The 10,569-nt window shown below is 66.1% G+C and carries 7 protein-coding genes and 1 pseudogene; 2 read left to right on the forward strand and 6 right to left on the reverse strand.

Annotated features, from left to right (window positions below; genetic code table 11):
* Nucleotides 1–282: 282 nt before the first annotated feature.
* Nucleotides 283–2,664, forward strand: coding sequence for a glucan biosynthesis protein (locus QZY48_RS03940; RefSeq protein WP_295428006.1), 2,382 nt, complete (start codon nt 283–285; stop codon nt 2,662–2,664).
* Nucleotides 2,665–2,698: 34 nt separating this feature from the next.
* Nucleotides 2,699–2,908 (forward strand): hypothetical protein, encoded by a 210-nt coding sequence (locus QZY48_RS03945; protein ID WP_295428009.1) that lies wholly within the window; start codon nt 2,699–2,701, stop codon nt 2,906–2,908.
* A 328-nt stretch (nt 2,909–3,236) separates the two neighbouring features.
* Here QZY48_RS03945 and QZY48_RS03950 read toward each other — a convergent pair whose 3' ends face one another.
* The 6 genes and pseudogenes from QZY48_RS03950 to QZY48_RS03975 form a co-directional block, all read right to left on the reverse strand.
* The gene (locus tag QZY48_RS03950; protein WP_295428020.1) at nt 3,237–4,418 is read right to left on the reverse strand and encodes a pentapeptide repeat-containing protein; all 1,182 of its coding nucleotides are present in this window, start codon (nt 4,416–4,418) and stop codon (nt 3,237–3,239) included.
* 63 nt (nt 4,419–4,481) lie between these two features.
* Nucleotides 4,482–5,468, reverse strand: a pseudogene (locus QZY48_RS34570) (pentapeptide repeat-containing protein); the annotation flags it as partial.
* A gap of 303 nt (nt 5,469–5,771) precedes the next feature.
* Complete coding sequence (locus QZY48_RS03960; RefSeq protein ID WP_295428011.1) at nt 5,772–6,119, reverse strand: hypothetical protein; 348 nt, start codon at nt 6,117–6,119, stop codon at nt 5,772–5,774.
* On the reverse strand, nt 6,116–6,364 hold the full coding sequence (locus QZY48_RS03965) for a hypothetical protein (protein WP_295428014.1): 249 nt from the start codon (nt 6,362–6,364) through the stop codon (nt 6,116–6,118). Before QZY48_RS03965 ends, QZY48_RS03960 begins: the two co-directional genes overlap by 4 nt.
* Before the next feature lie 51 nt (nt 6,365–6,415).
* Nucleotides 6,416–6,688 carry a hypothetical protein gene (locus QZY48_RS03970; RefSeq protein ID WP_295428016.1) on the reverse strand — a complete coding sequence of 91 codons (273 nt, stop codon included), beginning with the start codon at nt 6,686–6,688 and terminating at the stop codon, nt 6,416–6,418.
* 216 nt (nt 6,689–6,904) lie between these two features.
* Nucleotides 6,905–10,300: a DUF2126 domain-containing protein gene (locus tag QZY48_RS03975; RefSeq protein ID WP_295428018.1), complete on the reverse strand. Its 3,396-nt coding sequence runs from the start codon at nt 10,298–10,300 to the stop codon at nt 6,905–6,907.
* Nucleotides 10,301–10,569 lie beyond the last annotated feature (269 nt).

A 10,569-nucleotide genomic window follows, 5' to 3' on the forward strand; every position in this document is an offset into this window, starting at 1 on the left:
GCACAGCGGACCCTACGGTAAGGCCGCGTTCCGTAGGGTCCGCTGTGCGGACCAGCGGCCTTGCGGCTCGCGCGGTGGCCGGGGTTATGATCAAGGCCCGCGAGCGGGAACTGCTGATGGACGCGGCACCGCGAGCGCGCTCTTGCCGGGAGTGTTGGTATCGGGGATCGAATTGGCGTTATGATCCGACCGGGCAAGCCGTCAACGCGATGGTTTGCCGATCGGGTCTCGGCGGGTGTGAATGCGAGACAGCACGACATCACGGTCATAAGGAGGCAACGCGTGTCCCCGTATCGCATCATCCTCGCCGCCGTCCCGGCACTGGTGTTGAGTGCTCAGTCAAGCCTCGCGGCGAGCGGCTTTCCGGAACTCGATGGCGACTTCTCGGGGGTCTGTCAAACCGCGTATGAGCGCTCGCGTAGGCCCTATGTGCCGGACGTGCCGCCGCCCTTGGCGGAGTTTGATCCACCCGCCTCCGGGGTCAAGGCGGGGATCGGCCTGGTCTACGAGGAATACAATCTGATCAAGAGCATGGGCTGGCTTTACCACAACGAGCTGCTGTGGGTGACGACCCGGCCCCGCGGCAATGTCCACCAGGGGGCGTTCGATCTGTGGTACGCCCCCGGTGTGGGGCGCCCCTACCTCCAGGGGAACTATCGACTGTCCGACTACGACTATCGGGCACCGGGCATTCAGCCGCCCTTGCCGCTCACGATTCCTGACGCGGCGCGGGTCATCTCCGGTCTGGAGTTCGGTGCGGCCTTTGGGCGGTCCGGGAGTTGGCCACAGGTTGGCTATATCGGGCCCAGTGCCTATGTACGGTTGGCCGGACTCGACACCGTTTTCGGCACCAGCCTGCGGTTGACCGGTTATAACATCGGGTTGGTCGAGGCCAAACCGCGACTCACCAAGGTCACGGTGCGGCCGCTCCCCTATGCCCGCCTGGCGCTGCTCGGGGTGATCGAGAGCGCGCCCTATACCGCCTGCATCCAGATGGTGGTGACCGCGGATCTCAGCACCCGCGCGCAGACGCGGCTGCGATTCTATCCCCGGGCGGGCGCCGCGGCGTCGTCGCGCGCCAGGGTCAGTCCACTCGCCATGAGCAGCATGTTCTGGAAGGGTGAGGCGCAGACCCCGCGTGACGGCGCTGACGAGGCCCACGATGCCGATCAGCTCGCGGTCTGCGGACAGCCGTCCGCCCTAATCCAGGGATTCGTCCCGACCACCCTTCTGCGCAAGCGCCCGGTCTTTCGCGATTTCGGCTCGGCCGGCTGTTTCGGGCTCGTGCAACTGGATCGCAACCCCGCCCACTATAGGACCTACGCCGCAGCCAAGTATGCCCGGCGCGTGAACCTCTGGGTCGACGACGTGCAATCGGACCTGCCCTACGCCATCAAGCTCATGGCCTACGGTACCAGGTACGAGGGCGAGGACAACGTCGTTGCCTATGCCGAGTTCCTGCGTGACCTGCCGGTCCCCCGGTCAGCCGCGGACGGCGCCACCTTCAGCTACACCCTCACCGCCTCGGACTTGCCGCCGCCGCAGGCCGGTCCGCGGATCATGTTCGGTGATTCCGGCCCGGGCAATCGGGGCGGAGCGGCGGTCGCCACGAGCGGGGAGACTGTGGCGGTGGGGGCGCCGGCCATCAAGGGTCGGCCTGGCTCGGTCTATCTGTTCAAGCGCACGCCGGTCGGGGTGATCGCGCAGCGCCGGCTCATGCCGCACGACGGCGTGGCCGGCGACCAGTTCGGGGGCGCGCTGGCCCTGGAAGGCGATACGCTCGTGGTGGCGGCGCATGGCGCGGCCTATGTCTTCGTTCGGCGCGCCCTGGATTGGGCGGAGCAGGCCAGGCTCGCGGTACCCAACGGCGATGGCTTCTCGGCCCTTGGGTATGCGGTCGCCATTTCGGGTGACAGGATCGCGGTCGGGGTCCCGGGGGAGGACGGCGGCAAGGCTGGACCCATGACCGACTATGGCGCTGTCTATGTTTTCCGGCGCTACGGTGACACCTGGAGCCGGGAGGCGGTGCTGCGGGCCCCCGACCGGGAGGCCTGGGACCATTTCGGCGCCGCGGTTGCGCTCGACGGCGACCGGCTTGCGATCGGCGCCCCGGGTGACGATTATCCGGGCGCCTGGGAGCAAGGCTCGGTCTACCTGTTTCAGCGCACGGGGAACGCCTGGGCGCAGACCACCAAGCTCACCGAGCCGGGCGGTTGGCAGGACTACGGGGCCGCGCTCGCCTTGTCCGGCAATCGGCTGCTGGTGGGGGTGCCCCGCGCTCATGACAACGCCGGGCGCACCGCCGCGGGCGCCCTGTGCGCCTACACCCGCCCGCCCCTAGGCGGTACCTGGGCGTTGAATGAGTGTTTTCGCCCGGTCGGCGGGCGCACTGGGGACGCCTTCGGTGCCGCCGTCAGTCTCAAGGGTCTCACCGCGATCATCGGTGCCCCCGGGGCACGGCATGGGGCCGCCTGGGTTTACCACGACGTCAAAGGAAAGTGGCACCAGGGCGCCAAGCTCACCGGGGTTGCCGGGACCGCGGAGCAGTTCGGGGCCGCGGTCGCGGCCGACGCGACCTTCTGGGTGATCGGTGCCCCGCCGGTCGCCGGTCAGGCCCGGACCGCGCAGGGCGCGGCCTATGTCTTGCCGGCCGTCGGTCGTTAGGATCAGGGCGGCGAGCCGCTCGAGGAGCATCCAATTGGAAGCACTACGCAAAGTCTATGACGACGCGCCCGACGAGATACTGTTGCCCATCCCCAGCGAATGGCGTCATCGCCGCATTGAGGTCGTTCTCTCGGCGCTGGACCGGCCTGACGATACCGGCCTCGCAAACCCGGTGCCGCCTTACCGGGTCCTTAAGGTGGATCGGCGAATAGTCGCCAACCGAGATGCGCTGCATGAGCGCTGAGCCCTTTGTCGACACCAATATCTGGGTTTATGCCCATACGGCGGAGACCGACGATATTCGTGGGCCTTTGGCACGCGCATTGGTTGATGACGGCCGGTGCTTCATCATCAGCACCCAGATCCTGAGCGAATATTATTCCGCCATGCTGAAGAACCGGGCGTCGGATGCCCTGATCCAGGAGTGCAGGGCCTTGGGTTGGCCTTGGTCATCGCTCCGACCAGCGGCATCGGTCCACACAGCGGGTCCTACGGCGGCGCCGACCCGCAGGGTCCCCTGTGCGGACCAGCGACCTCGCAGACGGCACCCCGCGGACCCGGGGGCAGGTCGCTCATTGGACCCCCAAGAGACCAACGACTTTCTCGAGGATGTTGAGCACCGGCGTCGCCGTCTCGGCCAGCGACTTGGCCGCCTTGAGCACGCCCTCGGCCGAGATCCGCAGGAGCGGCGGATTGGGCGGGGCGGCCCGGGCCTTGTCGACCAGGTCCGCGGTCAGGACCGCCACCGCCGCCGCCTCCTGGGCGCGCTCGGGCGGGGTCTGGGCTAGGGCGTCCGCGAGTTCGGAGAGCAGGTCGCTCAATTGCCTGCGGCCCGACTCGTCGAGGCCGGGCAGGGTGCCGATCGCCTGGCTGACCTGCGTGAGGCTCGATTTGACGTTGATGTTGCTGCCGCTGAAGTTGCCGGATTGGTGGATGCTGTCACCGCCTGTCATCTGGTCGGTCTCCCGGGCGTTCTGGACGATATTGTGGATGGTCAGGGGCTGGGCGCGGACGGCGTCGATCATCCGCACCAGTTCCGCGTTGTGCCGGCGCTCGGACTCCAGCAGGTCGCGCTGGTGCGCCGCCTCGAGCGCGGCGAGGTGTTGTTCGTAGCCCCCGGTCAGCCGTCGGTAGTCCGCGTCCTTGTCCGCCTGGTCGGGCACCGCGATACGGATGATGAGTCGGCCGTCGTCGGTATTCTCGATCGACTGGACCCGAACCTCGCGCTCCCGGCCGTCGCCGAAGTCCGCATAGTAGGCGTGCAGGTCGTCGAAGGCAGCGCGGAAGGCGTCCCAGTCGATGCCGTTGCGGAAGATCAGATCCACGGTCTTGAGCGCACGCTTGAAGAGGGTGCTGAAGTCGCCGGGGCCGAAGGTGCCCTCGCCCTGGGGCCGGCGTTCGCGCCGCTCGCCCTTGGGGCCGGACTCCAGGTACACGTAATCCGCCACAACGCCGTCCAGGCGGGTCGCGGTGTCGATGTTCCAGCCCTCCAGCAGGGCACCGGACAAGGTCGCACCGGTCAGCTCGGCGCCGATCAGAACGGCGCGGCTCAGATCCGCATCGGTCAGGTCGGCGCCCGACAGGTCCGCCCCAGTCAGCTCCGCGTCACAGAGCCGGGCGCCGCGCAGGTTCGCACCTGCCAGCCAGGCCCCGTTCAGGTCCGCGTGGTCGAGGTCCGCGCCCGCACCCTCACCGCTCACTAGCAGGTTGCGCACCCGGCGGTCGGCCAGGATGGTGCCAGTAACGTGGGCCAAGGGCAAATCTCGGGCCCCGCGAAACCGCGCGCGAAACAGATGGCTCGGCCGCCCCAGGCGAGCGCCCGCCATGGCTGCTTCCGAGAAGTTCGCATCTGTGAGTGTAGCGCCGTGTAAATCCGTGCCGCACCAAGCGGAGATGGCAATGACCCAGCGGCGTAGCGCAGCGAACTGGGGGTCCTCTTGGAGCGCGCGACGGCGCAGATACCATCCTTGCATTAATAGCGGCGTGATGGCGGCGATGACCAAGCCCGCCTCTGGTAAATGCTCAGTCTCAGGAAAGCGCGTAAGCGAACCTCGAAACACTGAGATAATTGCGTCCATAGTCGGAGGCGAGGTCATATTCAATACAGAAAAACCTATCATGATCAGGACCATCGGCGGAACCAGAACTTTGAATACGGCTTCTACGCTACTCATAGCAACAGGCAGAGACTCTGGCTCTGCCCCCAAAACCAGGACGACAGCGACAGCGATAAGAAAAGCCATGCCGACAAGCATCGCTAGGAGCGCGCTAACAGCGAGAACTGAGGTCCCCGCCATCGCCAGAGGCATATACTCCGTCCCAGTCGACGCCAGTACCACAAGTGCAGCAATGGCCATGGTTGACGCAAGAAAGGCAATTAGCGTCGTCAGCAGATTCCAAAGCCGCCCAAGCCGCGCTGCCAATGCCAAAACTCCGCCCAGTCCCAGGAACACCAGTGCGGTGCTCAGGAGATCTGCAGCCTTAATCGCGTCCAATGACAAGTTCGGCTCTAGAATTGGAGAGTCCCACCACTTCGTGCGCACATAGAACACAGTGAAAAGAACTAAAAAATAAGCAAAGAAAGTGAAAACAAGGTTAGATACGCCAATGATTGCTGCGGCACTGAACCGCACCCATAACCGCCACCCGCCTCGCCCGAGCCGTGCCCCGCTAAAGTCGGCCCCGGTCAGATCGGCCCCGCGGAACGAGACCCCGCGCAGGTCCGCCCCGCGGAAGCTCGCCCCACGCAGATCGCCCTTGAAGCGCTGCCCGCGCAGCCGTTGTCCGGAAAAGTCCTTCGCCATCGCCCCACCCCCCACTTGTCGCCCCAGGAACCTGCCCCAGCCACCGCCGGATTCTAGCCGAGCCACCGCGCTTTAGCATCGAGCCAGAAGGGGAATGGGCGCCGTCGATCGATTCTCGAGGGCGCGCAAACCGCGCCCCCTGGGAGCCCCGAGTTGCACTCGGGCCGCCGGCCGCCAGGCCGAAGAAGGGGCACGGCCGCGTGGCTACCGGAATACGAGACCCATAAGGGTAACCGGGATCATCGCCAAGACCCGTAAAGCAATGCTGTCTGTCTTTACCGCTTGGAGCAAACCATTTCCCGGTCAGGCAGCCATCCTCTTATCATCGAGTAATGATAAGCAAAGGGTGCGGATCGCACCGACCTCCCGCTGGAATTCCCGCTGGGCCTCTTCGGCTGGCAACGCGTCAAAAATGTCAGGGAGCTGCACCGCACGACCCATGATCTCATCGGCGATCTTGTGCCTTAACTGCCGCCGAACATAGAGGCAATTGTCGGCGTGGAAAAAGGCTTCAACCGCTTCCGATGCGGTCATAGCGCCACCGACCAGCGATTCAACGACGCCAAGTGAGAGCAACGCAACAGATGTGAGCCGCTGCTCCTCGCTATCGGAGTGCGACAGGAGCGTTTGGATATCAACCCGTTGTTTCATAGTTTGCTTCCGTCTGGAAAGAACTTCACGCCGGCCACTTGTCCGGATACGTGCTCAAAATAGTGCACGTCACCGCCGTGACCTTTCTTGATGACCTTCTGCCATTTCCCTGGAAGGAGTTGGCGGAGATACCGCAGCACTGCCGGATTGCGCACAGGATACTTGAGCGCATCGCCTTTGGTCGGCGTCCAGTCGGGCGGAACAGAGTCGGACGCATGAACATTTTGGTACAGATGAAGGGGCATCGTTGTGCCGAACTTGACCAATTGTAAGCTTCGGTTCTGCTGTGGCTCGGATCAGTTCGCAAGGAGCCGCCAATCGTCCACCGGGACCTGGAAACTCCCTAGCGATCTGGGTTGAGGCGGCGTCCAATCACTTACCGGGGAAATGATGTCGCCCAGGATCCGCCCCTTGCCGACGATTTCCGGCGGCGGCTCGCGCCGCCGGGACACGGGCGGCTCATCCAGCACCAGAAAAATAGCCTCCATCCGGACTCCCGGGGATAGCGGAGGAAAATCAACGATCTGTCCATGCTCGTTCGTCTCGACGATCAGTCGTGTGGCTTGCATGTCGAATGTTCCCAAGCTGTCAGCAAGACGCCTGTGTGGGCCTGGCGCCTGCCGCGCCCGGCGATGGGCGCGGCTTCATGGCCGAGAGTATAGGCCGCGCCCGCGCATTGCGGTCATCGGCGCTCGGGGCGCACAGCGCCCAACACATGCGTGACACCGTTGGAACGGTGTCACGAGGGCCGGCGAGGGGGCTGCGCGCCCCCTGCCCGACCGCCCTCAGCACCCCGCCCGATACCGCAAATCAAGCGTATAGGGATGCTCCCCCGCCGGCTCCTCCGCCGGTGCGTCGATGATCCCGGAGCTATGCCCCATAAGCCGGAAGCGGGCGATGCGCCGACTCTCGGCCTCATAGCTGTTGACCGGGAAGTTGCTCTCGCTGCGTCCGCCCGGGTGGGCGACATAGTAGGTGCAGCCGCCCAGGCTCGCGCGGTTCCAGGTGTCGACGATCTCGAACACGAGCGGGCTGTGGGCGGGGATGGTCGGGTGCAGGCCCGACGGCGGGTTCCAGGCCTTGAAGCGGATGCCGGCGACGAACTCGGCCTTGCGACCGGTGGGGCGCAGGGGGACGCGGCGGCCGTTGCAGGCGAGTACGTGACGGTCGCCGACCATGCCGTTGACCTTGACCTGCATCCGCTCGACCGAGCTGTCGACGAAGCGGGAGGTCCCCTGGGCCGTGACCTCCTCGCCCAGGACGTGCCAGGGCTCGATGCCGGCGCGCAGTTCCATGTGGATGCCGTTCTCGGTCACCAGGTCCCCGTAGTGGGGGAAGCGGAACTCGAAGAAGGGGTCGAACCAGGCGGACTCGAAGGGGTAGCCGGCGCGGCGCAGGTCGCAGATCACGTCCTCGAAGTCGACCCGTGCGAAGTGCGGCAGGAGGAAGCGGTCGTGCAGTTCGGTGCCCCAGCGCACGGGCTTCCTGGCATAGGGTTCCTTCCAGAAGCGGGCGACCAGGGTGCGCAGCAGCGCGATCTGGGCCAGGCTCATGCGCGCGTGCGGCGGCATCTCGAAGCCGCGGAATTCCACCAAGCCCTGACGCCCGGAGGCGCTGTCGGGCGAGTAGAGCTTGTCGATGCAGAACTCGGTGCGGTGGGTGTTGCCGGTGACGTCGGTCAGCAGGTTACGCAGGACCCGGTCGACGATCCAGGGCTGGGCGACCTGCCCTTGCGGCATCTGCTGGAAGGCGATGGCCAGTTCATAGAGCCGGTCGTCGCGCGCCTCGTCCACCCGCGGGGCCTGGCTGGTGGGGCCGATGAACATGCCGGAGAAGAGATAGGACAGACTCGGGTGGTGCTGCCAGTAGGTGATCAGGCTCTGCACCAGATCGGGGCGGCGCAGCAGCGGGCTGTCGGCCGGGGTAGGGCCGCCCAAGGTCACATGATTGCCGCCGCCGGTGCCGGTATGGCGGCCGTCGAGCATGAACTTCTCGGTGCCCAGGCGGGCGAGCCGGGCCTCCGCATAGAGGATATCGATATCGCGCACCAGGTCGTCCCAGGACTCGGCCGGGTGGATGTTGACCTCGATGACGCCCGGATCGGGGGTGACGGCGAGCTTCTGCAGCCGGTGGTCGCGCGGCGGCTCATAGCCCTCGATGATGATGGGCATCTTGAGTTCTGCGGCCGTGTCCTCCAGACACAGGGCGAGATCCAGCCAGTGCTCCAAATGGGTCAGCGGCGGCATGAAGCAGTAGAGCCGGCCCGAACGCGCCTCGATGCAGAGCGCGGTGCGCACCAGATCCGGGTGCAGATCGTCCGGCAGGGCGACCTGGGGGTGCAGCGACTGGTGCGAGTCGTCCGCCGGGGTCAGGCGGCCATAGCGCGCGGCGATGCCGCGCGGGTCGGCGCCCTGCTCACGCAGCGTCTGCGGGGGTTGCGCCGGCTGCACCAGTTGGCTGTAGCGGCGCGTCACCTCGTCGGTGGGCGAGCGCAGCGTCGCGACCGGCTCGAAGGGGTTGCGCTCCGGCACCTTGTCCAACTCGGCCTCCGGCAGGTAGGGCAGGCTGTCCAAGGGCAGGCGAAAGCCCATGGGGGAGTCGCCGGGGACCAGGAACAGGCGCCCGTCGCGGAAGGTCCACTTGCCGCTCTTCCAGCCGCCCTGGTCGCCGAAGCCCCACCAGCGCAGCGGCAGGGCGTAGCCGGCCACCTGGTTCAGGCCCTGGTCGAAGAGCCGGGCGATGCGCTTGCGCTCGTTGGGGTCCTTGAGCTTGTTGTCCAGCGGGTCGACGTTGACCGGCAGGCGTTGCTCCTTCCACAGGTAGTACCAGACGTCCTCCCAGGCCGGTTCGGCGTGGTCGGGGTCGACGCCCAAGTGCTTGGCCAGGGTCTGGATGAAGGTCTGCGCCTGCTCGGGGCCGTGACCGTAGTCCTGGCTCTCCAGGCCGAACAGCGCGGGATCACGCCACACCGGCTCCCCGTCCTTGCGCCAATAGCAGGAGAGCGCCCAGCGCGGGAGCTGCTCACCGGGGTACCATTTGCCCTGGCCGATGTGCAGGAGCCCGCCGGGGGCATAGTGGCCCTTGAGGCGCAGCAGCAGGTCCTCGGCCAGGCCCTTCTTGGTGGGCCCAAGGGCGGCGATGTTCCACTCCGCCCCCTCCATGTCGTCGATGGAGACGAAGGTGGGCTCGCCGCCCATGGTCAGGCGCACGTCGTTGGCCTTGAGTTCCGCGTCCACCTTGTGGCCCAGGTCCTGGATCGCCGCCCACTGCTCCTCGGTGTAGGGCTTGGTGACGCGCGGGTCCTCGTGGATGCGCCGGACCTCGTTGTGGAAATCGAACGTGACTTCACATTTGTCCATGGCGCCGGTGATGGGGGCCGCGCTCAGCGGATCGGGCGAGCAGGCGAGCGGGATGTGACCCTCGCCGGCGAAGAGCCCGGAGGTGGGGTCGAGCCCGATCCAGCCGGCACCGGGGCAGTAGACCTCGGTCCAGGCGTGCAGGTCGGTGAAGTCCTTCTCCGGCCCGGAGGGACCGTCCAGTGACTTCTGGTCCGCGGTGAGTTGCACCAGGTAGCCGGAGACGAAGCGCGCGGCGAAGCCCAGGTGACGCAGGACCTGCACCAGGACCCAGGCCGAGTCGCGGCAGGACCCCTTGGCCAGCCCCAGGCTCTGCTCGCAGGTCTGGATGCCGGGCTCCATGCGGATCACGTAGCCGATGGTCTCCTGGAGCCGCTTGTTGATGTCGACCAGGAAATAGACCGTCTCGCGCGGGGTCTGGTCGACCCCCTCCAGCCACTTGGTGAGCAGCGGCCCCTGCTCCTTGATCTCCATGTAGGGCGCCAGTTCCTTGACGAGCTGCGGGTCGTACTTGAAGGGGAAGTTGTAGGCGTACTCCTCCAGGAAGAAGTCGAAGGGGTTGATCGTGATCATCTCCGCGATCACGTCGACCTCCACCGAGAGCTTGGTCGTCTTCTCAGGAAAAACAAGCCTTGCCAGGTAGTTACCGAAGGGGTCCTGCTGCCAGTTCAGAAAGTGCTCGGCCGGTTCGACCTTCAGCGAGTAGGCGCGGATCGGCGTGCGGCAGTGGGCGGCCGGGCGTAGCCGGACCACATGGGGCGACAGGTTGACCGGACGGTCGAACTGATACTCGGTCTTGTGATTGATCTGGACGAGGATCGACATGGAGGGGGGCCGGACTCCGAGGTTGGGCGAAGGCGATAGAGCGGAGAAGCAGGAACTGTTCCAGCGTAGCCGACCATGGTACCGGCCGGGTCCGCGCCCGTCCATGTTGGTTTGCGCCCTATGTTGGGGCGATTGTTCAGAGATTTGGCTGATCTTGTGGTTGTACGGGGGTGCCGACCTGCGGCGCCGGGGCGGCGCGCTGGGCGGCTCATTGTGGCTGCGCCGACGCCCCGACGGTCGTCCGAGTCAGAACGTGCAACAATAGCCAA

It is taken from the genome of uncultured Thiodictyon sp., assembly GCF_903828115.1.
GTDB lineage: Bacteria > Pseudomonadota > Gammaproteobacteria > Chromatiales > Chromatiaceae > Thiodictyon.